This window comes from Vibrio porteresiae DSM 19223 (genome assembly GCF_024347055.1).
Taxonomy (GTDB): Bacteria; Pseudomonadota; Gammaproteobacteria; order Enterobacterales; family Vibrionaceae; genus Vibrio; species Vibrio porteresiae.
The window spans coordinates 559,398-583,019 of record NZ_AP024896.1; the positions used below are offsets into that span (position 1 = coordinate 559,398).

The 23,622-nt window shown below is 45.3% G+C and carries 18 protein-coding genes; 11 read left to right on the forward strand and 7 right to left on the reverse strand.

Features of this window, described 5'->3' with window-relative positions; all coding sequences use genetic code 11:
- Positions 1-123 precede the first annotated feature (123 nt).
- Genes modA through modC form a run of 3 tightly spaced genes read left to right on the forward strand, consistent with a single transcriptional unit; the run spans position 124 to position 2,706 of the window.
- Positions 124-903: a molybdate ABC transporter substrate-binding protein gene (gene modA / locus OCV11_RS19140; RefSeq protein ID WP_261897615.1), complete on the forward strand. Its 780-nt coding sequence runs from the start codon at positions 124-126 to the stop codon at positions 901-903.
- On the forward strand, positions 893-1,603 hold the full coding sequence (gene modB, locus OCV11_RS19145) for a molybdate ABC transporter permease subunit (protein WP_373332848.1): 711 nt from the start codon (positions 893-895) through the stop codon (positions 1,601-1,603). Before modA ends, modB begins: the two co-directional genes overlap by 11 nt.
- Entirely contained in the window at positions 1,600-2,706 is a 1,107-nt protein-coding gene (gene modC, locus OCV11_RS19150) for a molybdenum ABC transporter ATP-binding protein ModC (RefSeq protein ID WP_261897616.1), read from the forward strand. Before modB ends, modC begins: the two co-directional genes overlap by 4 nt.
- 111 nt (positions 2,707-2,817) lie before the next feature.
- Here the strand turns inward: modC and OCV11_RS19155 are convergent, their stop codons facing one another.
- From OCV11_RS19155 to yccS, 4 genes are all read right to left on the reverse strand, one after another.
- Positions 2,818-4,041 carry a hydroxymethylglutaryl-CoA reductase gene (locus OCV11_RS19155; RefSeq protein ID WP_261897962.1) on the reverse strand — a complete coding sequence of 408 codons (1,224 nt, stop codon included), beginning with the start codon at positions 4,039-4,041 and terminating at the stop codon, positions 2,818-2,820.
- 206 nt (positions 4,042-4,247) lie between these two features.
- Complete coding sequence (locus OCV11_RS19160; protein ID WP_261897617.1) at positions 4,248-4,565, reverse strand: hypothetical protein; 318 nt, start codon at positions 4,563-4,565, stop codon at positions 4,248-4,250.
- 127 nt (positions 4,566-4,692) lie between these two features.
- Positions 4,693-4,854 carry a hypothetical protein gene (locus OCV11_RS19165; protein ID WP_261897618.1) on the reverse strand — a complete coding sequence of 54 codons (162 nt, stop codon included), beginning with the start codon at positions 4,852-4,854 and terminating at the stop codon, positions 4,693-4,695.
- Between the two features lie 338 nt (positions 4,855-5,192).
- Entirely contained in the window at positions 5,193-7,349 is a 2,157-nt protein-coding gene (yccS, locus tag OCV11_RS19170) for a YccS family putative transporter (RefSeq protein WP_261897619.1), read from the reverse strand.
- A 187-nt stretch (positions 7,350-7,536) separates the two neighbouring features.
- Between yccS and helD the strand changes: the two genes are divergently transcribed.
- The 5 genes from helD to OCV11_RS19195 all read left to right on the forward strand — a co-directional run bounded on the left by helD (position 7,537) and on the right by OCV11_RS19195 (position 15,110).
- Positions 7,537-9,600, forward strand: coding sequence for a DNA helicase IV (gene helD / locus OCV11_RS19175; RefSeq protein WP_261897963.1), 2,064 nt, complete (start codon positions 7,537-7,539; stop codon positions 9,598-9,600).
- 184 nt (positions 9,601-9,784) lie between these two features.
- Positions 9,785-11,149 carry a GGDEF domain-containing protein gene (locus OCV11_RS19180; RefSeq protein ID WP_261897620.1) on the forward strand — a complete coding sequence of 455 codons (1,365 nt, stop codon included), beginning with the start codon at positions 9,785-9,787 and terminating at the stop codon, positions 11,147-11,149.
- Positions 11,150-11,200: 51 nt separating this feature from the next.
- A complete protein-coding gene (locus tag OCV11_RS19185) occupies positions 11,201-12,469 on the forward strand; it encodes a GGDEF domain-containing protein (protein WP_261897621.1) in 1,269 nt (422 codons plus the stop codon).
- Between the two features lie 139 nt (positions 12,470-12,608).
- Positions 12,609-13,232, forward strand: coding sequence for a bifunctional nicotinamidase/pyrazinamidase (gene pncA / locus OCV11_RS19190; RefSeq protein WP_261897622.1), 624 nt, complete (start codon positions 12,609-12,611; stop codon positions 13,230-13,232).
- A gap of 291 nt (positions 13,233-13,523) precedes the next feature.
- Positions 13,524-15,110 (forward strand): RICIN domain-containing protein, encoded by a 1,587-nt coding sequence (locus OCV11_RS19195; RefSeq protein WP_261897623.1) that lies wholly within the window; start codon positions 13,524-13,526, stop codon positions 15,108-15,110.
- A 94-nt stretch (positions 15,111-15,204) separates the two neighbouring features.
- Here the strand turns inward: OCV11_RS19195 and OCV11_RS19200 are convergent, their stop codons facing one another.
- Together OCV11_RS19200 and OCV11_RS19205 are read right to left on the reverse strand one after the other, a co-directional pair.
- Entirely contained in the window at positions 15,205-15,660 is a 456-nt protein-coding gene (locus tag OCV11_RS19200; RefSeq protein WP_261897624.1) for a methylglyoxal synthase, read from the reverse strand.
- Positions 15,661-15,925: 265 nt separating this feature from the next.
- Complete coding sequence (locus tag OCV11_RS19205; protein ID WP_261897625.1) at positions 15,926-17,074, reverse strand: iron-containing alcohol dehydrogenase; 1,149 nt, start codon at positions 17,072-17,074, stop codon at positions 15,926-15,928.
- A gap of 192 nt (positions 17,075-17,266) precedes the next feature.
- Here OCV11_RS19205 and OCV11_RS19210 point away from each other — a divergent pair, with 192 nt between their 5' ends.
- A complete protein-coding gene (locus tag OCV11_RS19210) occupies positions 17,267-18,169 on the forward strand; it encodes an AraC family transcriptional regulator (RefSeq protein ID WP_261897626.1) in 903 nt (300 codons plus the stop codon).
- 191 nt (positions 18,170-18,360) lie between these two features.
- Here the strand turns inward: OCV11_RS19210 and glgC are convergent, their stop codons facing one another.
- On the reverse strand, positions 18,361-19,575 hold the full coding sequence (gene glgC / locus OCV11_RS19215; protein WP_261897627.1) for a glucose-1-phosphate adenylyltransferase: 1,215 nt from the start codon (positions 19,573-19,575) through the stop codon (positions 18,361-18,363).
- Positions 19,576-20,222: 647 nt separating this feature from the next.
- Between glgC and OCV11_RS19220 the strand changes: the two genes are divergently transcribed.
- Both OCV11_RS19220 and OCV11_RS19225 read left to right on the forward strand, forming a co-directional pair.
- The gene (locus OCV11_RS19220) at positions 20,223-22,124 is read left to right on the forward strand and encodes a glucose PTS transporter subunit IIA (protein WP_261897628.1); all 1,902 of its coding nucleotides are present in this window, start codon (positions 20,223-20,225) and stop codon (positions 22,122-22,124) included.
- 8 nt (positions 22,125-22,132) lie between these two features.
- The gene (locus tag OCV11_RS19225) at positions 22,133-23,572 is read left to right on the forward strand and encodes a 6-phospho-beta-glucosidase (RefSeq protein WP_261897629.1); all 1,440 of its coding nucleotides are present in this window, start codon (positions 22,133-22,135) and stop codon (positions 23,570-23,572) included.
- Positions 23,573-23,622: the final 50 nt, after the last annotated feature.

Here is a 23,622-nt window from a genome sequence, read left to right on the forward strand (position 1 = left end):
GGAGCCTGTTCGAACCAACGACATGGTCACTTTACCTTCAGGCATAAGCGATCCTTCTTTTAGCAGAGAGCATTTCGACCTGATCAGGCGCGATGCTTTATGGTTAGACATAACGGATAAGACATGAAAAAACTTGCACTTTTTATCAGCGCTGCGCTGTTAACCGCCCCATCTTTCGCTAAAGATGAAATCCACGTCTATGCAGCATCATCAATGACTAATGCCATTAACGACCTGGCTGCTGCTTATGAAAAAACTCATGAAAATGTTGATGTGGTAACTGTTTATGCGGCATCGTCTTCACTGGCTCGCCAAATCGAATCTGGTGCACCAGCTGACGTATTCCTTTCTGCTAATGAAAAATGGGTTCAATATTTAGTCGATAAAAAAGTGATCACCGCCGATAAAGTTTCCTTGGTTGCGGGTAACCAATTGGTGTTGATTGAACCTGCAAAAGCCAACATCAAAGCCTTTGATGTGAAAGATAAAGGTCAATGGACTAAGTTGTTGTCTGACAGCCGCATGGCAGTGGGTAACGTTGGCTCTGTGCCTGTGGGTATGTACTCTAAAGAAGCGTTGGAACATCTTGGTGTTTGGAATACCGTTGAGCCTAAACTGGCTCAAGCGAATAACGTACGTCTAGCGCTTGCTTTGGTTGAACGCGGTGAAGCGAACCTTGGTATGGTGTACAAAACCGATGCAGTATTGACTGATAAAGTGAAAATTGTGAGCACCTTTGATGAAGGTTTGCATACAGCGATTCATTACCCACTAGCGCAAATCAGCGATAATGCTGAAACTGCGGATTTTGTTCACTACATTCAATCTGCTGATGGTAAAAAAGTATTGAATAAATATGGTTTTAACACTGAGCTAGGAAGCCAAAAATTTGCTGCCAAATAATCTGCATTTTCTCAGCGATTATGAACTAACAGCACTTTTGCTCAGCCTTAAAGTGGCTGGGTTTACGGTGTTATGGCTGCTGCCAGTCGGGCTTTTGCTCGGCTGGTTACTGGCCCGTAAAGAGTTTGCAGGCAAAGGGTTACTCGATAGCATTATTCATTTGCCTATGGTGCTTCCTCCAGTCGTTGTTGGCTATCTACTACTGATTAGTATGGGCCGTAAAGGTTTTATCGGTCAGTGGTTTGCCGATTGGTTTGGTATCACTTTTAGTTTTAGCTGGCGTGGAGCAGTCTTAGCCTGTGCGGTGATCGCTTTACCTTTGATGGTACGGTCAATTCGTTTAAGTATCGAAGGTGTCGATACCAAGCTCGAACAAGCGGCTAGAACCTTAGGTGCCTCACCTTTGAAAGTGTTTTTCACCATTACGTTGCCATTGACCATTCCCGGCATCATTACGGGTGTCATGCTTTCGTTTGCCCGCAGCTTAGGGGAATTTGGCGCCACGATCAGTTTTGTCTCCAATATTCCTGGTGAAACACAAACTATTCCGCTTGCGATGTACAACTTCTTAGAAACGCCTGGCGCTGAGATGGACGCGGCACGTTTATGCATCATCTCTATTGTGATTGCTTTGGTGTCGCTGTTTATCTCTGAATTAGTGAGCCGCAGAATGAAATTGCGTTTGGGAGCATCTCGATGAGTGACTTAACCTTACAATTTCAAAAGCAGTTAGGTGAAACCTTCTTCGATATTGATATCGCGCTGCCAAATCGTGGTATCACCGCGATATTTGGTCGTTCAGGTGCAGGGAAAACGTCGCTTATTAACGTGATTAGTGGGTTGATTCGTCCTGACCAAGGTGAGATCCGTATTTCTGAACGGGTGTTGTTTAGCAGTCAAAGTAAGATTAACTTACCGATTGAGAAACGCCGCGTCGGTTATGTGTTTCAAGAGGCGCGCCTTTTTCCTCACTACACGGTAAAAGGTAATTTGCGTTACGGTATTAAGCAATTTGATGCCGCCTACTTTGATTCAGTTGTTGACCTTCTGGCGATTCGCCCGTTACTCGAACGTTATCCCAGTGCCTTATCCGGTGGCGAGAAACAGCGCGTTGCAATTGGTCGTGCTCTGTTATCACAACCCGACATTTTGTTGATGGATGAACCGCTGGCGTCACTGGACTTGCCACGCAAGCGAGAAGTGATGCCGTTTTTGGAACAGCTCGCAGACCGCATTCAGATCCCAATCCTCTATGTGACTCATAGTTTGGATGAGATATTACGTCTCGCTAATTACCTTGTGCTGATCCAAGAGGGGAAGGTGGTGAACGCTGGAGCAGTAGAGGCGGTATGGAGTTCAGAAACCATGCGTCCTTGGCACGACTTAAGTGAGCACAGTACCTTGTTTTCCGGCGAGATTGTGCAGCAGCATCATGGCTATAGTATTACTGAGTTGCGCCTTGCCCCCGAAGTGCCCCTATGGGTACGACAGGTAAAAGGAGAGGTGGGCAGTGCAGTGCGTTTGCAAATCCGTGCTACCGATGTCTCTTTGATGCTTGAAAGACCTACAGCCACGTCAATTCGTAATATTTTGCCAGCGCGAGTGCAGCAGATAGAGCATCGGCAGCAGGACGAAGGTGGACGCTATATCGATGTGAAACTCGAATTAGCACCCAATTGCAATTTATGGGCAACCATTACCGAATGGGCACTGGATGACTTGGGTTTGAAAGTGGGCATGGATGTGTTTGCTCAGATCAAAGGGGTCAGCATTTCTCAGCAAGATGTGGCGGTGAGCCGTTAAATTCATTATCGCAAATTGATGTTTAAAGCCGACTTATGCTGTGCAGTTGAGTCGGCTTTTTATTGTCACTTTGGGGCTAAGTATGACTAAATATGGTCAAGACTTAGTCAATCATGATTTGCCGCGAGCAAGCTTATGATGGGCTCTGGAAAAGTGCCCAGCACAGAATGCGCCAACGATGGAAAGCTCTCCAGCCAAACAGAGTGCAGCAACCACTTCAGCCAGAGCGCGCGATTTTCCTGAGCCGTGCAAGCCCAGTAGTTCTAAGCATGCTCGTTGTGAGGGCAGAGATGTACCACCTCCAACGGTTCCGACCATGATATTAGGCAAGGTCACGCTAGCGCATAAACCACCATCTTTGGTTTGCTCAAAGCGCGTCATCCCTACTGCTGATTCCGCAACACAAGCGGCGTCCTGACCACAGGCTATGTAGAATGCCGCTAACGCATTGGCATAATGAGCGTTAATTCCTATCGAACCACTTAATAGCCCACCTGTGGTTGTCATATGACCAAATTGCACCATTTTTTCCACGCTGGTGTGGAGGTATTTCTCAATTAGGTACGGCGGTAAGTGAACTTCAGCGGTCACTTTTTTACCGCGGACATTACGTAATGTATGGGCATTTGGCTTTTTATCACCGGATAAATTGGCATCCAAAAAGGCATAGCTTGGTGCCACGGGCGACATCTTCATGATGTAATCAAAAATGGCGTTAGTGGCGATGGTCACCATATTTTGCCCACTCGCATCGCCGGTAAAATACTCAAACACCAAATAGACATGATTGCCTTCGATATTGACGTTGATGTCATTGAGCCGGCCATAACGGGTGGTGTTTTCCGCTAGCTGTTTAAACTGGTCAAATTGGGTAGTAATCCATGCGACAAATTGTCCAGCCTCAATCAAGGATACAAAGGCAAAACCTGGGCTACGAGTCACCCCCTCACTTAGCAGCATGGCAGAGGCACCACCGGCAGCCGTGATCAGTTTGCAACCGCGATGATATGACGCAACCAACGCCGCTTCAGTGGTGGCGAGGGGAACAAAATAATCGCCGTTAGCATGAAGCCCATTGATGCGAAGTGGTCCTGCGACGCCAACGGGCACTTTTACGGTGCCAATAAAATGCTCAATATTGTTTTGATACTCAGCCATGTGAGCAGTAGTGGTGGGATCAAGTAAGGCCGATTGCAGCTCTTTATCACCAAGGACCTGCCACCGTTTTTCGACTAACTCAGGGGTGAGACGCCCACTGGCCACCAGTTTCTTCAACGGAGTATGTCGTTTTGGTGCTAGGGCACTACTTAGTTGATCACTTTCGAGATGAGTCATTGGAGTGATTGGTCGTATTGGTTTCATGCGGTGTTCATCGTCATTATTTGCCTGCATTGTACTCATCAGCGCAATAATCACAATTATTTATACTTCACTAAGTTACAAAGTAGGGAACTGTTACAACAGAGAATTTGAAGTGGGGTAGTTAATAGGTGGGTGAAGCGCACAAATAAAAACGGCTCAAACCGTTTTGAGCCGTTAATTTATACACGTAAGTCGAGTAAGCTGCCTAGCATGTCACGCTCTTTTTGTACGACCGTAACGCCAGCACGATTGTATTGCTGTGCTTGATTGAGCTTAATCAATGAGTCTACTTGGTCAGGATGAAGTGCTTGGCGTGCCTGAGCTTTTTCCAAAGCATCTTCCTGAGCCGAATCGACCCGATTAAATCGCAAGGATTGATCTTTTTGTTCAAGGGCTTGGGTTTGCGAAAGCTCTTGCGCTGCTTCGTCTGCCATTTTCTTCGATTGTTGAAGAATGGCATAACCGTTATTTCCTGAACCTACAGATGAAACTGACATAATCATCACCTCGTTACGTTTAAAGTGTATGTCTGGCGCGAGTGTTTAGCAAATCCCGCGACATCTCTTTTTACGCACTTAGCGTTCCATGCTCACTGTGCTCAGTCTTTTTACGTAAGCGAGTCACTTAAGAAAAAAGGCTCGCCAACATGTGGCGTTCTTCATCGGTGAGTAACTCACCTTGGTTACTTTCCAGAGAATGATTGATTTCACCCTGTAAAGAGCGCAACTGCTGTGGTGACAAAAGCTTGAGCTGCTCTTTCATGTATTCAAATTGTGTACTTGACATACGGTCTTCTCCAAACAGCAAAAAAGCGCTAGATGCGGATGGCGTATAATCTGTTTTATTATATTTTGGCCACTTTTCTGTTGTTAACTTTGTCATGGTCTATACTCACACAACGGCGTCTGAATTGATATCACACCTATTATGTAAAATGCCTAATCTTTGCACTATACCCAAAATACGGGATATAGAGGTTTTTTACGCCTTTTCTCATTTATTAGAGTTAACATCCTATAACAAGTTGCTTAAAAATTGTCCGCGTTTTGTTAAAAATGGGCTAAAAGGATGCAAGCCCAGTCAAATGTTATGATTTTACTGGGCTTGAAAGGTAGGAATTAGGATTATATACGTTCAATGCGGACAGCAAATTTATCGGCAAGTGAATGTAATTCTGGCAGCATTCGATAGATTAGATGCAGTTGTTGTAAAACCAGACGCGCATTGCCTTCATCTTCATCACGCCATTCGGCGAGTTTCTGTTCAAGACCTGCATCATCGATAGTTGATGTATCACACTGTTCACAATGATTAAAAAGCTGTTGATAGAGCACATCCAAATGTTGGTGGATCACGAGATGTGAATCGAGTACCAGTTTATGCACGCTTTCATCGATTCGCGTGCGGTGCGCACCTAAAGCAGAAATGTAACTCAATAACGCGTGGTTTAAGGTGAGAAAACGAAAGCTCTCCACCGATGCCGCGCGATAGCGCCCAGGTTCTGCCAGCATGTTATTTACCGCAGCCGCGAGGGCGGCATCCTGGTTATGGGCATTACGTCTTGCGATGCGATAACTTAAGTTGTCATTTTTACCGATACGATATTGGCCAATGATCTGATCAAGGTAGCGTTTATTGGCTTCAATCGCATCCGCCATCACTTTATGTAATCGCTTGGAATGCCAATCAGGCAAAATAAAAGCCACTGCGCCAACGGCAAGAGCACAACCGATCAAGGTATCCGTCAAACGCGGAATCACCACTGCATAACCTTGCCCAAGTTGGTTAAAGCAGAACAACACCAAAACCGTAATAAACCCGGTGGCAAAGCCGTAGTTGTTTAAGCGAAAAGCGAAGAACATCACCCCAGATACAACGATAAAGGCGAGTTGGCTCTCTTGGGACGGAAAGAGCGTCAGTAGCATCACACCAATTAAGAGGCCAATCACGGTCCCTATAATTCGTGACGTGATTTTTTGCCGTGTTGCCGCATAGTTTGGCTGACACACAAAGAGCGTGGTGAGCAAAATCCAATAACCGCGCCCCAATCCAAGTCCCTGTAATATGAGATAGCCGAGCGTTAAAGCAACTGACATACGTAGCGCGTGACGAAAGAGCAGTGAATCACGGTGGAAATTGGCTCGCAACTGAGCCCACATAGTTTTCAGTGAATGAGGTTCGTTATCTTCCAGTTCTTCTTCTTCAAGCTTATTGGCATCGGGGTTGCTGATGTTGTTAAGCTGCTTTTCTACGGTAACTAAGTTATTGAAGAGATAACCTAACTGCGCCAACAGTGAACGCCATTCAGGGCGCTTTTGCTCTTTTAGATGATCGAGTGACAGTTGTAATTCATCGAGCGCCAGTACCGAGTCACCACTGTGATCGTATGATTGACCCAACCGGACACATTCAGCGACTTCGCGACACGCCTTCGCTTGGGTTTCCAGTAAATATTTAAAACGAAATAGAATATCAGAACGTCCAAAATGGTCGCCCAATTCCTGATAACGATAGTGCGTTGAACTCACGCGTTCATGAATGTCTTGCGCTAAAAAATAGATGCTTAGAAAACGGTCACTGGCACTATCCACATGGCCACGTTTAGCGCGAGTTAAGAAGATCGCTTTGCATTGATTGAGAGCGTTAACGGTAGCAGCATTCAAATTGGCCTCACTGACCCGAAACGGTTGTGGAGCAAATTGCGATGTTGGATAAAACAGCTGCGCTTTGGCATCAAGATAGTTCGCTAACTGTTGAAATACTGAGGCTAAACTTTGTTGTACTGGCTGCATTGGCCAAACAATGTACCAAATCATCGACAGCAAGAAGTAACCAGCAGCACCACCGAGTAATAACACCGGTTGGAACCAGATATTGGTACTTTGATCGGCGCCTAACATGGTGTAGACCGCAAGCAAAAGCGAAGCAAACGCAATACTCGCGTAACGTGTCCCAATCGCCCCCAGCATGATAAAACCAAAGGTGGAAGTAAACAGACCTAAGGTAAACCACAATGGGTGATCAAACAGGATTTCGATGGAAAATGAGGCGATGGCAAAGCAAACAAACGTCAGTGCGATGGCTTTGAGGCGACCTGAAAAACTGTCGTCGCGTTCCGATAAGGCTGCCGCTATGACGCCTAAAATAAGCGGAGTGACCCACGTATTTAGGTTGTAGTGCCAACAAGGAATCACCACGGCTAATAGGGTGACCAAAATTAAGGCACAGTAATTAAGGGTTTTGTTAGCCCAGTAGAGCTTAAAGCGGTTTGCAATCGGCACGATAGTTTATTCAGTCAATCAGAGTGAAAAAGGGATTCTAACAGGTAATAAGAATAACTGTCTGATCGAGATAAAAAAAGAGTGAGATAAGTGGAAATCAAAACTCGGTGAATATTGACATTATTTTTTCATTCTCATAAGTGATTAAGGTATGATGAGACCGATTCCAATGGACGAGTTATTACCAATGCAGCTAAGCGCAAACAAGACTGCACAGTTTTTTATTTCTAACGAATATCATCAAATTGAGTTAGACAAAGAGATCCTGATTTTGTCGTCACGGCAAACAGAAGAGCGTATCCCCTTTCATATTTGGAACGGCTGCGTAAAGCTGCGCCATGGTTTACTGTGGGGCTCGCTGCAATTTTTTGCCCACGAAGAGTCGGGTGTGCAACGTTCGTGGTTGGTTCAAGGATTGCCTTGGCCCGATTGTCGCGACTTTGCTAATCATGTTGTCAGTGTTTACCAACAGTGGCACGACAAACAGTGCCAGCAACTTAGTCAATATGTGCCGTTATGGCAACAAGAATTGGCGCGAATTCAATCCATTCCTAGTTTCTTACCTCATTCACTTGCCAATAATTGGGCGAATGCAGTGTTAAGTGATCTCGATAAGATTGGCATGTCTATCGAAGAGACCTATCAACGCTTACCTGGCTCGATGACGGAGATGATGCCATGGTTGCTCAATACCTCTGCCCAAGTAGGGGAGCGCAATCAACATTGGCTAGAACAAGAACGCCTTGTTTGGGCACCTTTGTTTGAATCTATCGAATCTTCGCCACTCAACTTGAGTCAGCAACAAGCCGTGTTACTCAATGATGACCATAACCTAGTGTTGGCCGGTGCAGGTTCTGGCAAAACCAGTGTTCTGACCGCTCGTGTGGCTTATCTGCTCCAGAGTCAGTTAGCCCAGCCAGAAGACATTTTGCTGGTAGCATTTGGCAAAGAAGCCGCGACAGAGATGGAGCAGCGCATTCGAGCCAAAGTGGGTCAGCAAAGTGAAGGCGTTCGCGTCAATACGTTCCACCAACTGGGTTTGTCGATTCTTAATCGTGTAGAAGGCAGCGGGGTTACCTTGTCGCCGCTCGCATTGGAGGAGAATCAGAAAAAGGCGTGGTGCATCGATTGGCTAAAACGCCACTGGATGACGCCGACTAACTTCAAGCGTTGGCAAAAACATCTTTCGAGCTGGCCTATTGCCTATTTAACCGGTGATGACGAACTTGGCAGTCAAGTGGAAAACCCGAAACTGATTGCTTGGTTAGCGCAGCAGCTTGATCAGTTGGCACAGTTGGGCTTGAAAAAGAAAGAGCTCCAAGAGCGGCTGATTGAACATCCCGATTATGCGCGACTTAATAGTGAACTTAGTTTGTGTTGGCCATGCTACCAGGCGTGGCAACAGATGCTGAAAGAAAATGATCAAATCGATTTTAACATCATGATCAGCAGAGCCACTGACTATGTGGTGAAAGGCAAGTTCCCATCCCCTTGGAAGTTAATCATGATTGATGAGTACCAAGATATTTCGCCGCAGCGTTTGGCGCTGATTCAAGCCTTAGTTGAGCAAACGCCACAAGGGTGCAATCTCTTTGCGGTTGGGGATGATTGGCAGGCTATTTATCAATTTGCCGGGGCAGATGTTAATCTCACTACGCGTTTTTCGGCACGTTTCCCTCATTCTACGATTCATCATTTAGATACGACGTATCGCTTTAACGAGCAGATCGGTTTGGTAGCGAATACCTTTATCGCGCAAAACCCGAACCAGCTCGAAAAGACCCTCAATAGTGTCAAAGAGCAAAAGCAAAAAGCCGTTTATCTTGCTCCGACTCAGAATGTGGAAAAGATTCTCGACCAACTTAATCGTAAAGCGGATAGCTTAAAAACGGTGTTATTGCTGGGTCGTAACCACTATCACAAACCGGAATTGCTGAAAGATTGGCAACAGCGTTATCTCTCGCTAAAAATGGAGTTTATGACCTGTCATGCGAGTAAGGGCAAAGAGGCCGATTATGTGATTCTGTTGTGTGTCGATGAAGGACAGTTTCCTGCGAAAGTGAAAGCGGTCCACCTTGATGGAGCACTCAATCAGACTCAGGATGATTTTCCGTTTGCAGAAGAGCGTCGTCTATTTTATGTAGCGCTGACTCGCGCCAAGGAAAAAGTGTGGATTACCCACAGTGGACAAGGTTCGGTATTTGTTCAGGAATTGGTGAATGGCGATTATCCAGTGATCAAACAGAAATAGTTAATTGAGTTATACATCAATTATTTAGGCTTATAGAAAGGAAGAGAATTATTTCATCTTCCTTTTTTTTACCTGTATATTATGGATGGCTAATTTAATGCGTAAAAAGCATCATTATAACCAATGAGTTGCGAAATCTAACTAAGATGCCACTGCTCATAATGCAATAGGTGAACAGAAAAGAGTGATCAATATTTTACAGTGGTACAACGCTTCCCTGAGCCGTCGGATCAGCAGTGTCTTTATGGTGTTGTTGACGATTCTGCTGATCGTGATTGCTTTCTCCATTAATCAGTTACGTGTGATTGATGCGGAAATGAAAGAAGTGGCGTATATCGATGTGCCCCTCAACCAAATTATGGAACGGGTCGAGATGTTGCAGCTTGAGCAGCACATCTTGCTGGAGCAATTTCGCCTCAAAGAACGTGATCCTGCGGGGAAAATGAGCCCAGATCAAGAGTACGCTTATCAAAAGCAACAGATGAAAGCCTTGCTAGATCAGGCGGTGGAACTGATTGCCCAGAATCTGAAGGCGAACTCCATTCGTTTCGAAAAGCAGCAGCATCAGGGCTTACTCGATGAAATAGAAGCGTATCATCACCACAGCGATCAGTTTGAAACGGCACTAGGTGATATGCTGCATAACGAAACAATCAGTGAGAGTAGCAAGCAGCATCTTGAACAGTTGGCCAACAACTTGGAACAGTCGGTTCAACAAATATTAACCCAAATTGAACAGCTCACCGTCGATGCTAGCCGTTATACCGAAAAGCATGAACAGGAATTCTTTTGGGTTAACATGGCACTCGGTATTTGTGCACTGGTTATTGGGTTTCTGCTCACTGGCTATATTGTGCAGTTTTTCCATAAACGTATTGCCCGAATGAAACACGACATTGCGCAAATCGATTCTTCTTTAACGACGGGGACTCCGATTCCTTTTCCTCAAGTGACAGACTCTGCAGATTACTTGGATGAATTTTCTGCATTGGAACAAGAGCTTAAACTCGTGATGGGCCGTCTAGCTCAGGAAATTGAAAATAGAGAGTTAGTCGAGCAGCAGCTATTGCGTTTGGCCACCCATGATAAGTTGACTGGCGCATACAACCGTCATAAATGGGATGATCAGCTCAAGTGGCAAGTCTCTCTCGGTCAACAAGGGGCGCTATTTAGCTTAGTGCTGTTGGATATTGATTACTTCAAACGAATTAACGACCAATTTGGTCACCCTGTTGGTGATAAAGTCTTAACCCATTTATGTCAGTTGATTCAAAGTGAACTGGATAATACCTCAATGCTTTTTCGTATTGGTGGCGAAGAGTTTGCCATTATTCTCCCACTCAAAAATGGCCAGATGGCACTGCAATTTGCCGAAACGATCCGAGTCAAAATTGAGCAGAGTGCTGAACCGGGAATCCCTGCCTACACTGTCAGTATGGGAGTGTGTGAATGTCAGGCTCAAGATAGTGTGCGAACGCTATTTAATCGCGTTGATCAATGCCTCTATCATGCAAAAGGTCAAGGTCGTAACCAAGTGATTCTTGAGTAGCCATCGGCTGCTTTTTAATCATGTGTTTAAATCAAACTTCAACTGCTCATTATGAAATTTATTGCTTGGTATAATTCATCATTAAGTCGTCGTATTAGCAGCATCTTTATGGTGTTGTTAACCATTTTGCTCATAGTGATTGTTTTTTCTATCTATAAACTGCGGGTCATTGATTCGGAAATGAAGGAAGTGGCCTACATTGATGTGCCCCTCAATCAAATTATGGGGCGTATCGAGATGTTGCAATTGGAGCAACATATCTTACTAGAGCAGTTCAAACTTAAAGAGCATGCTGACAAGCACAAGCTATCTCCGAGCCAAGAATACGCTTATCAGAAAAAGCAGATCAAAGATTTGCTGGATAAAGCCGTTGAGCTCGTGATGCAAAATCTTGAGCAAAACCATATTCGCTTTGAGCGGGGCGAGCACCGACAATTGCTGCAGGAAATTGAACGTTATCATGAACGTAGTAACCAGTTTGAGCAGGTGCTCGGTGACGTTTTAGATGACCAAGAAACGCCTTTGGAGCAAAAGATTGTTCTGGAAGACCTCGCTAATCAGTTAGAAAGCTCAGTGCAAGCGATCTTAAAAGGGCTCGATAAGCTCACCGATGACACCAGCCGTTATACGGAAAAACATGAGCAGGAGTTTTATTGGATTAACATCGCGTTAGGGGTGTGCGCAACGATATTGGGTATTGCTTTGACAACCTACATAGTGCGCTTTTTTATGCTGCGCATTGCCCGTATCAAACAAGATATCCAGCACTTAGATGAATCGATCACACATGGTGAAACCGCTGAATACGGTGATTTGATCAGCGATGATCCACGTGCTTTAGATGAGTTTAGCCAACTAGAAGTAGAGCTGAAGCATATGATGGTGCGTCTAGCGCAAGAGATCACCAATCGTGAACAAGTCGAGCAGGAGCTATTGATGTTAGCTACTCGCGATAAACTGACTGGAGCATACAATCGTCATAAGTGGGATGAGCAATTCAAACTGCAAGTGGAATTAGCTCGGCAGGGAAGTCCATTAAGCTTGATTCTATTGGATATTGATTACTTTAAGAAAATTAATGATCAATACGGACATTCGATAGGGGATAAGGTCCTTAAGCATTTATGTGGTTTGTTGACCCGCTTATTGCGCTCTAGCGATCAGCTGTTTCGAATTGGCGGGGAAGAGTTTGCCATTTTGCTGCCATTGCAAAACGGACAAGCGGCGTTACAGCTCGCTGAAACATTACGAGTGGCGGTAGAAACATCCGAAACAGCACCGTTACCTGGATTCACGGTCAGTATTGGCGTGACTCAATGACAAACTGGCGATACAGTTAAGTCACTGTTTAATCGCACTGACCAAGCTCTTTATCAAGCCAAAGCGCGAGGACGAAATCAGGTAGTGATGGAGTGATGAGCAACATCACTCAAGGAATGACTCTGGAAAAGGAATCAAAATGACTCAAGCTCTAATCTTAGTCGATGTGCAGAATGACTTTGCCCCCGGTGGTAGCTTAGCGGTACCCCAAGGGGATCACATCGTTCCGGTGATTAACCGCCTCTTACCCCATTTTGAGCATGTGATTGCGACCAAGGATTGGCATCCTGTCGGTCATGCCAGCTTTGCTTCAACGCATGGTGAACCCGTAGGCTCAGTGATTGACCTTAATGGTATGGCACAAATGATGTGGCCAGATCATTGTGTTCAGCACACTTCTGGAGCGGCTTTTATTCCGAGCTTAAACCGGAGCAATATTGAACATGTGATCTTTAAAGGAACTCAGTTAGGTATTGATAGCTATAGCGGCTTTTTTGACAATCAACGCCTGCAAGCAACAGGCTTAGAAGAATATTTACGTGAACATAATTACACTGATATTTATATTGTCGGTCTAGCAACGGATTATTGTGTGAAATTTACAGCACTTGATTCTGTATCCTGTGGGTTTAATACGTTTGTCATTAGTGATGCTTGCCGCGGTGTGAATATTCATCCTGAGGATTCTAATAACGCATTAGAAGAGATGAAAAATGCCGGCTGCCATATTGTGACTAGTGCCGAGGTTTTGGCTGAAAAGTAATCATTAATATACTGATTTTATTGATTTAAGTCTCATCTATTATTAAGTGAGTTTCCTCTTTTATTTCCGCTTTCTATCACGGGTGTAACACCCGTGATATGACTTTAATTCCCTCAAAATATGTCTGTTACTATTCTCGTTAGCTATATTTGCGATCAACTTTCCAATTCATCTCTTCTATTAAAACCACTTCACCTATATGAAGTTAAAATACTTTTTAAAAGCAATTAAAATATCGTTTCAATTTTATGCGGGCAGCAGGTGATATCGAAATTATTTAGGAGTTAAACGATGAAAATAACAAGTCAAAGAGCGTTATGGCGCGCGTGTAGCGCAGTCGCTCTCGCCGTGGTGAGTATGTCTGCATTGGCGGAAAATTGTTCCACAATGCCCACGTCTGGTAGTACGTATTACATTATCAATAAAGGCTCTAGCCAAGCGTTGGATGTGAATACCAATGACACCAGTACTGTCCCTAACGTGATTACTTATGAGTTCTGGGAACCGACCAACCAGCAGTTTGTATTGACCAAGCAGAGCGATAACTATTGGGAAATTAAGTCGGTTTATAACAGCAAGCTGGTGGAAGTGTTAAATTCATCGACCTCTGATGGTGCCAACGTGGATACTTATACCGATTGGGATGGTGACAATCAGCGTTGGGAGATCAAAACGGACTCCGATGGCGGTTTTAAAATCGTTAACAAAAACTCTCAACTCTCTTTGACGGTGGCAGGTTCCACCAACGGGTCTAACGTTTATCAAAACTCAGATGAATCTTTAAGCTCACAACGTTGGTACATCAACCCTGTTTCTGGCTCTTGTAGCAGCTCGTCTGATTCCGATCTCGTTGGCTTTGCTGCTCAATCCGGTGACGATGGTTTATCCACCACGACAGGTGGTGCTGCGGGTAGTACCGTGACAGTATCAAGCTGCTCGGCATTAACCTCAGCGTTGACCTCTTCATCCGCTCAAGTGATTCAGATTCCGGCAAGTACATCGATTGATTGTCGCACGTCAGACAGGACAGTCGCGGCTTGTGCTTTGGACTGTTCTAACTGGGGTGACAGCGGCAAAACTTGGTATCGCATTCCAACTAGTAGCCAAAGCTGTAGTGATTTTGATGGCAGCACTTCTAGCAGCACGGTCAATGTCACACGTAATGAATCGACCATCTATGTCAAATCCAACAAAACCTTAATTGGGCTAGGCAGCGATTCGAAAATCATTGGTGCCAACCTCTATTTGAGTGGCGTAGAAAACGTCATCATCCGTAACTTGGCGATCAGCACCATTAACCCTTCATTGGTCGAAGCGGGCGATGGTATTACGGTGAACGACAGTAGTCACGTGTGGATCGACCACGTTGCCTTTAGCAATATCAGTGATGGTTATGTGGATGTCGATAGCAGCAAAAACGTCACTGTCAGCTGGAACCGTTTTTACGGCTATAACTCACAAGTATGTGCAAGCCAACATTGGTACACAAACTTAGTTTCGGATTCTCAAGTCACTTTCCATCATAACTTCTGGGATACCGCTGCAGGGCGTAACCCTAAAATTGAAGGGGAAGATGCTCGCGTGCACCTATTCAATAACTATTGGAAAGACATCACTTATTTCTCAATCGGTGGTGATGACAGCGCGCAAATTCTGGTAGAAAACAACTACTTCGAAAATAGTGTTAAACCGCACTGGAACATCGGTAGTGCGTATTTCAGTGCTTCAGGTAACACCTATACTGGCGTTTCTTCAACCGACCAGTACAAGGACAGTGGTTCAACGGTCTTCTCTGACGTCGATATGTACGACTACACATTAGAGGAAACCAGCGCTTTGGGTAGTGAGGTTGACGGCGGTACAGGTCCACAAGACTAGTACTGGCTGTTTGGCTATGTGTTTAGGGCTCAGAAATGAGCCCTTTTTTTGTTTTGCTGTTGGTGTAAGCAAGAAGTGTAGCGAATTAGAACGCTTATGTGCGATCGGCCAAATACGCTTGATAGTCAGGAACTTCGATATCCACTTCTTGGTTAATGAGATCAGAATTGAAGATGAACTTTGCGCTAGCGCGGTTGGTAGCAACGGGAATATTCCATACGCTGGCGATGCGCAATAGCGCTTTGACATCTGGGTCGTGCGGTACGGCATTGAGAGGATCCCAGAAGAACACTAAGACATCGATTTTACACTCTGAAATCAGTGCACCGATTTGTTGGTCGCCGCCCATCGGGCCACTGATCATACTTTGAATGGCAAGTCCTGTCTCTTTACTGAGCATGCGACCGGTGGTGCCGGTGGCGTAAAGAAAGTGTTGTTGTAGCTTTTCTTTGTTCTCTTCTACCCAACGCAGAAGTTCGCTTTTGCAGTTATCATGCGCAACTAAAGCGATATGCTTGTGAGCGTTCAGTGTCCGTATGGTCTTTTTCATGGTGTTTTCCTGGTGTCTCACGATATCGACCAGCACATCTAAAGTGTACTTGGGTCTTCATCTTGAGCGCTTGGGCTTAAGTTATTTGGATTGCTAATCGTTGAATGCTATAAGAATTAAAACACTATTTCAGTGACCTTGTCGATCATCTCTTAATGATAACGAATCAATAAGGTCAATAACCTAGCTGGATTTGCCTAAAACAGTGATCCAATAAAAAGGCGCCCAATTTGGGCGCCTGAATAGGGATAGGGAAAGCGGTCGGTTAGGCGAGCGCATTTTCCAGAATTTGACGAGATTGAGTCAAAGTAATAGCACGGTTTTCGCCCAGAGCGGTCATGCCATGGTGCTCCAACTGTTTTACCACCGTATCCACGGCTTCTTCGTGTGTCATGCCATGATCGGCAAATTGAGTCGCCACCTCTAAGCTATGGTAGAACGCTTCAATCGCATCAATGGTACGTTCTGCCAAATCAGCCCCAGCTGGCAATTGGAATACGTTACGCCCCATTTGCTCAAGTTTGGCGCGTTTGGCTTTAATCTGGTTACGCAGTAGCGATGGTTGAATAATGGCTAATGAACGACCGTGATCAACATGCCAAAGGGCAGTCAGTTCATGACCAATCATGTGTGTTGCCCAGTCTTGAGGTACGCCAGTACCAATCAAACCGTTGAGTGCTTGGTTTGCCGCCCACATGAGGTTGGCGCGCCATGCATCGTTGTCACGATCTGCAAACTGTTCGCCGACCTGTTTAAGTGTGCGTAGCAGTGTTTCTGCATAACCATCTTGAACCATGGCATTGGCTGGCATGGTGATGTATTGCTCACAGGTGTGCACCCAAGCATCGACAATCCCGTTCACCAATTGGCGTTCAGGGAGTGTTTTCATCACATCTGGGTCCATAACGGCAAAGCGTGGTTGCACCACTTTGGCATGGAAAGCCAGTTTATCTGCGGTCTCTTTTTTGGTGATCACTGCGCCAGCATTGGATTCAGAGCCAGTGGCAGGCAAAGTTAAAATCGCCCCAAGAGGAACTGCGGTCGTTACGTCGTGTTTTTTGGTCAGGATATCCCAGCCGTCACCGTCATAGTGCGCTGCTGCCGCGACGTATTTGGAACCATCAATCACTGAACCGCCGCCAACGGCAAGGATAAAGTCGATATCGTCTTGTTTTACAATGGCAACGGCCTTGTCTAGCGTCTCTTTAGTTGGGTTGGCTTCGACACCAGAGAACTCTTGCCAATGATGGTTTTTGAGAGCACTCACTACTTGATCATAAACGCCATTGCGCTTAACTGAGCCACCGCCATAAATCACCAATACTTTTTGGTCGGTTGGGATTTCATTGGTAATTGCGGCAATTTGCCCTTGCCCAAAATGAATGCGAGTTGGATTAAAGTATGTAAATTGCATCTGACACTCCAATTGCTATGTAAATGGGGATGTTTCCCAATTATCGTTATGATGCCCATAAGGCACACAGAACTTAATTATGACTGCATAATAATCCGCACAGTCATGTCTTAATAGGGGAGATCCTCTAATAAAATTGCCTATTCCTACAAAATATGTGACCGTATGCCTAGCAAAATTGAGGGGGAGCGTATGAGTGAACTGGTTGAATTGATGAGCCGCTATGTTGAGCAGCGAAATCTCCAGGATCTGGAAGGGGCTGTTGATACGGCTATTCCTGGGATTCGTTTTTATCGCAGTACCAAGATGCAAGGGAAAAAGCCCTTTCTCTACGAATCGGGTACCTTCATTTTGGGGCAGGGGTACAAGAAAATTACGGTCGGCAATGGTTCACAAGTGACTTACGGCCCTAACGACTACTTGGTGGCAGGTGTGCCGATGCCATTAGAGTGTGAGTCGTTTGGTTCAGAGCAAGAGCCTATCTTGGGCTTGAGTGTCCGGTTTGATCATGCGCTGCTGATGCGCCAAGTTGCTTTGTTAGAGCAGCATGGTACGGCTGCTCCCTGTAAACGCAAAGATTGCTGCGGTGTGAAATCGGTGGCGATGAGCGATGTGATGATTTGTACCTGTGAGCGAATTATGCTGGCGCTATTAGATCCAACGGAAGCGCACGTATTAGCCGAGGGATTAACCGCCGAACTTTTGTATCGCGTATTGACCGACAGTGAAGGGCATTTACTGTTTGATCTTGCCGCCTACGAAGGCAACTATGCACGAGTGGCTAAGTCTCTGGCTAAAGTGCATAGCGATTATGCGCACAATTTAACTGTGCTCGATTTGGCTCACGAAGCGAACATGAGCGTTTCTGCCTTTCACCAAGCGTTTCGCAGTGTCACCATGGAATCGCCCTTGCAGTATGTGAAAAAGGTGCGGTTAAACAAAGCTCGTGAATTGATTCAAGTAGAGGGAATGCGGGTCAACGAAGCGGCGCGACAGGTGGGATATGCAAGCGCATCACAATTTAATCGTGAATTTAAGCGCCTATTTAATGAAACGCCGAAGGGGCAAAAAGTCGAGTTAGATTCAACGTGTTAAAAGGGGAAGAAGAACAATAAAAGTTTACTCTTTTACAAATCACTAACTCCGACCATACTCTCATTACCCCCGAAAAAGAGCATTCACGTGCTCCTGATAAAGCCAAGCCCACGTTCTTAATCGTTCGTGGGCTTGTTTTTTGTTAGCAGTGAATCACTTATCTAAACGACCGGCTTCACTTAAATTGAGCTTCACTTAAATTGATAGCTCTCTGGCACCACCACAATGCCTTTTTCTGAGATGTAAAAGCGTTTGGCATCTTGAGCTTTATCTAAACCAATGGTGGTGTTAGCCGGAATGTTGACGTGTTTGTCGACAATGCAGTTACGTAACTGACATCCTGCACCGACGGTGACGTCATCAAACAAAATACTATCCAGTACCGTTGCTCCATCGTTAATGCGAACATTAGAGGAGATGATACTGTGTTGTACTGAGCCGCCAGAGTTGATCACGCCACCAGCGATGATGGAGTTGATGAAAATCCCTTCATTCCCTGTGGCTGATGAGACAGTACGAGCAGGCGGATATTGTGGTTCGTAAGTGCGAATTGCCCAATTTTTCTGATAGAGATCCATCGGTGGAATCGGCTCTAATAGATCCATGTTAGCTGCATAAAATGAGTCAATGGTGCCGACATCGCGCCAGTAACAGTCGCGATTCACACGCCCTTTTTCGCCAAAACGATAGGCGTAGACATTTCGTTCGGGAATCAGATCGGGAATGATGTCTTTGCCAAAGTCGTGGCTTGAATGTTCGATATCCGAATCTTTCTGCAGCGCTTTTTGCAGCACATCCATATCAAAAATATAGATGCCCATGGATGCCAAACTGCGATCTGGTTGATTAGGAATAGAAGGTGGATCCAACGGTTTCTCAATGAAGGAAACGATACGATTGGACTCATCGGTCGCCATCACCCCAAATGAGCTGGCTTCAGCGCGCGGTACATCCATACAGGCGACCGTCAGACCCGCCCCTTTGGCTTTGTGCTCTTCAAGCATCGCAGCATAGTCCATGCGATAAATGTGATCGCCTGATAGCACCACCACATACTTTGCTTCACTGCGACTTAGTAGCCACATGTTGTGGAACAGCGCATCGGCAGTCCCTTCATACCACTTGCCACCTTTACGCATTTGCGGTGGCACCACAGTAATGTATTCGTTCAGTTCGGGATTAAAGATCGACCAGCCATCACGCAGGTGTTTCTGCAATGAATGGGATTTGTATTGGGTGAGTACCAATATGCGTCGCAGACCGGAATGTAGGCAGTTGGTCAAAGTAAAATCTATGATCCGATATTTACCACCGAATGGAACCGCGGGTTTGGCACGATCATCCGTGAGAGGCGACAGTCGGGAGCCGACACCACCGGCTAAAACAACAGTTAGGGTATCTTGCATCTTATTTCTCCCTGAAATTATGCAATTGTAACCAGCCAAAAAGGTTGATTGAGGTATGCTTAACTAGTTGAAACTAGTCTCATATCTTGCTGTAGTTATATCAGATATGGCTAATCAAAACGAAGTGTTTCTCTGCAAATTCAGCAAATTCTTCTGTTGAAGATGAGATTGCAAATTTGCGGCGGTTCTTGTTTGCGTCATCAATCAGTAGAGCATGTTTTATGCCCACCTATAACTGTATGTAAGAGTGCGATGAATTGCACTACCAATGGCATCACATTATTAAACTTGTTTATTATTTCGTGCCCTTGTCTCACGGTTCATTTGTCTTTTTCGCTTCTTGTGAGAACGCAATGAGATCCTGTGACGATTGTAGCTAACTGTATGGTTTTATTAATAACAATCGCTAACCTATTCGGTGCATTGAACCGATGTTGGGCAGAAGGTGACCCGCTTAACATTCTACCGGTCAACTCATTTTCCCATTAACTTGGTAACTTGTGATCTCAACCTGCTTCTCTGTGGACAGAGTTTGAAAAGGCGCACACTTTGCTCTGAAACCGGTTGCGGAGCTGTTTTTGTGCGTTAGGCTGAAACCGGTTGCAAAAAAACAATAAATCCTACAAATTGAAACAAAAGGTGAACGCATGGCCTCAGCTATTAGAGATTATGCCCAACTCGCAAAAGATATATTAAAAGAGGTGGGTGGACAGGATAACCTGAAAGACTTTTCCCGTTGTGCAACACGTTTGCGCCTGATTTTAAAAGAAGTTCCAGAAGGTGCAGCCGATAAAATTAAACAGATGCCAGGGGTTATCACAGTGGTGATCGCCAGTGGCCAATTCCAAGTGGTATTGGGAACCCACGTGGCTGATGTATTTGCCAATATGGGCAATTTGGTTGATAAAAGCTTCCTAAGCTCTGGCGAACAAAAAACACGTGTGCTTGATGCTGTCATTGCGTCTATGTCCGCGATTTTTGCACCTTTGCTGTTTATCTTGGCTTCAGCCGGTATTCTGCAAGGGGCTTTGATTGTTACTAAACACTTTTTCCCAGATGTGGTGGCGTCTGGTACTTTTGAAGTGCTGAACTTTTTATCTTGGACACCATTTTCATTCCTTCCAGTGTTCATCGGTTTTACCGCGGCGAAATATTTCCGCTGTAACCCTTACATCGCGGTATTGTGCTGCTGTGCATTGATCAACCCAAGCTGGGCTGAAATTGCCGGTAAAATCGCTTCAGGCGAAGCCTATACTTTCCTTGGCTTACCTTTGGCAAAAACCGTTTACTCTTCTTCTGTTCTACCTCCCATTTTCTTGGTTTGGGCACTCTCTTATGTAGAACGTTACACCAAGCAAATTTTGCCTGATGTTGTGAAAGAGCTGTTTACCCCATTGGTGTGTATGATCATCATGGTCCCTGTCACTTTGGTTGTGATTGGCCCTGTTACCAGTGCTGCCGCTGCTTACATTGCGGTTGGTTACAACTGGCTCTACAACGCAGCGCCACCCGTTGCTGCTGCAGTAGTGGGTGGTTTCTGGCAAGTCTTGGTTATCTTCGGTATTCACTGGGGTACCACACCGCTGGTGTTTGCCAACTACGAACAATTTGGTAAAGACTCATTCCAAGTGTTCCAAACTTGTGCTGTGGTTGCACAAATGGTTGCCGCGTTTGTTTGTGCTTACAAATCTAAAAATACCATTATTAAAAAGACCGGTTATTCAGCAGGGATTACCGCAATCTTCGGTATTACTGAACCTACTTTGTACGGTATTACCTTACGCTTTAAAAAACCGTTTATCTGCGGTTGTATCGGTGGTGCCGCAGGTAGCTTGGTGGCGAGCTTGTTCGATACTCACTATTACGTATATGCCGGTCTATCTAGCATTATTACAACAGTGAACGCGATTACCCCTGAAAACCCATTCTCTTTCATCGGTATGCTGGCGGGCGTTGGTGTGACATTCGTTGTTACCACTGTGCTGATTTTTGTGATTGGTTTTGATGATCCAAAAGAAGAAACCACCAATGAAGCGGCACCAGCCAGTGCCAAAAGTGTGAGTCCACAGCCTGAAGTGACCTCAGCTAGCCAACAACAAGTGGTATTAGCCAGTCCAGTCAAAGGGATTGTGGTTCCTCTCTCAACCGTCAATGACGAAACCTTCGCGCAAAAAATGCTTGGTGACGGGGTCGCGATTAAACCAGAAGAAGGTTTAGTGACTGCCCCTTGTGATGCGGTTGTGTCTTCGGTTATTGAAAGCCAACATGCGGTGGGTTTGACCTGTGCAAACGGCATGGAACTACTGATTCACGTTGGGCTAGATACGGTTGCGCTAAAAGGGGAATTTTTCGACACATTAGTTTCGGTTGATCAAGTCGTAAAAGCAGGTGAGCCTTTGATTCGCTTCGATTTGGAAGCAGTGAAAGCAGCAGGCTACGACGTGACGACCCCATTTATTGTTCTTAATAGTGACGAGTTCAAACTGCAAATCTTGGATGAAGAAGAACATCCAATCGAAATGGGCGAACCCGTAATTCAAATCGCATAGGAGTTGTTATGAGTAACGTTTTTCCCGATGGTTTTTTGTGGGGAGGTGCGGTTGCCGCACACCAGCTTGAAGGTGGCTGGGATAAAGGGGGAAAAGGCGTCAGCATTATTGATGTGGTAACCGCAGGTGCCCATGGCAAACAGCGTCGCATTACCGACGGTGTGTTGGACGGTGAATTTTACCCAAACCATGAAGCGATTGATTTTTATGGTCATTACAAAGAAGACGTAAAACTTTTCGCTGAAATGGGATTCAAATGTTTCCGTACCAGCATTGCGTGGACACGTATCTTCCCCAATGGTGATGAAGCGCAGCCCAATGAAGCTGGGCTGCAATTTTACGATGACCTGTTTGATGAACTATTGAAATATGGCATTGAGCCAGTTATTACGCTGAGTCACTTTGAAATGCCATACCATCTTGCCAAAGAGTATGGCGGTTGGTTAAACCGTAAAGTGGTGGATCTTTTTGTTAAATACGCCATGACCGTCATTGAACGCTATCAGCACAAAGTGAAGTACTGGATGACCTTCAATGAGATCAACAACCAGAAACACACCCATCCTGATATTTTTGGCTGGACCTGCTCTGGTATCGTGTTGTCAGAACAAGAACGTCCTGAAGAAGCCATGTATCAAGCGGTGCATCACCAGTTTGTTGCGGCAGCGAAAGTGGTGAAACAAGCCCATGCGCTGAATCCGAATCTGCTGGTGGGTTGTATGTGCTCTATGGTGCCTTATTATCCTTACTCATCGAATCCTGATGATGTGATGCTCGCCCAAGAGTCGATGCATGATCGTTTCTACTTCTCTGATGTGATGGTGAAAGGCCATTATCCAAGCTATGCCAAAAAAGAGTGGCAGCGCAAAGGGTACACGATTGTAATGGAAGAGGACGATGAAGCGGTGCTAAAAGAGGGTAAGTCGGATTACCTTGGTTTTAGCTACTACATGTCAAATACCGTCAACTCTGCAATCACAAACAACGACAGTAACAGTGTGGATGGCAGTGGTGCTCACTCAGTGAAAAACCCTTACCTTAAAGCCAGTGATTGGGGATGGCAGATTGACCCTGTGGGTCTGCGCTATGTCCTAGCGACATTGTACGAGCGTTACGAAGTGCCACTCTTTATCGTGGAAAATGGCTTTGGCGCGGTCGATAAAGTGGAAGAAAACGGAGAAATCAACGACGACTATCGTATCGATTACCTACGCTCTCATATTGAAGAGATGGGCAAAGCGATCAGCATTGATGGCGTTGATCTGATGGGCTACACCCCTTGGGGGTGTATCGATTTGGTTTCCTTTACAACAGGGGAAATGAAAAAACGCTACGGGTTTATCTATGTCGATAAACACGATGACAATACAGGGACATTAGCACGTGCTAAGAAAAAATCATTTTATTGGTATCAAGATGTGATTGCGACCAATGGTGAGAAACTCTAATATTGTCGCCTTTGTGAGCCAGCTAGTTGCTGGCTCACTATCTTTAACAC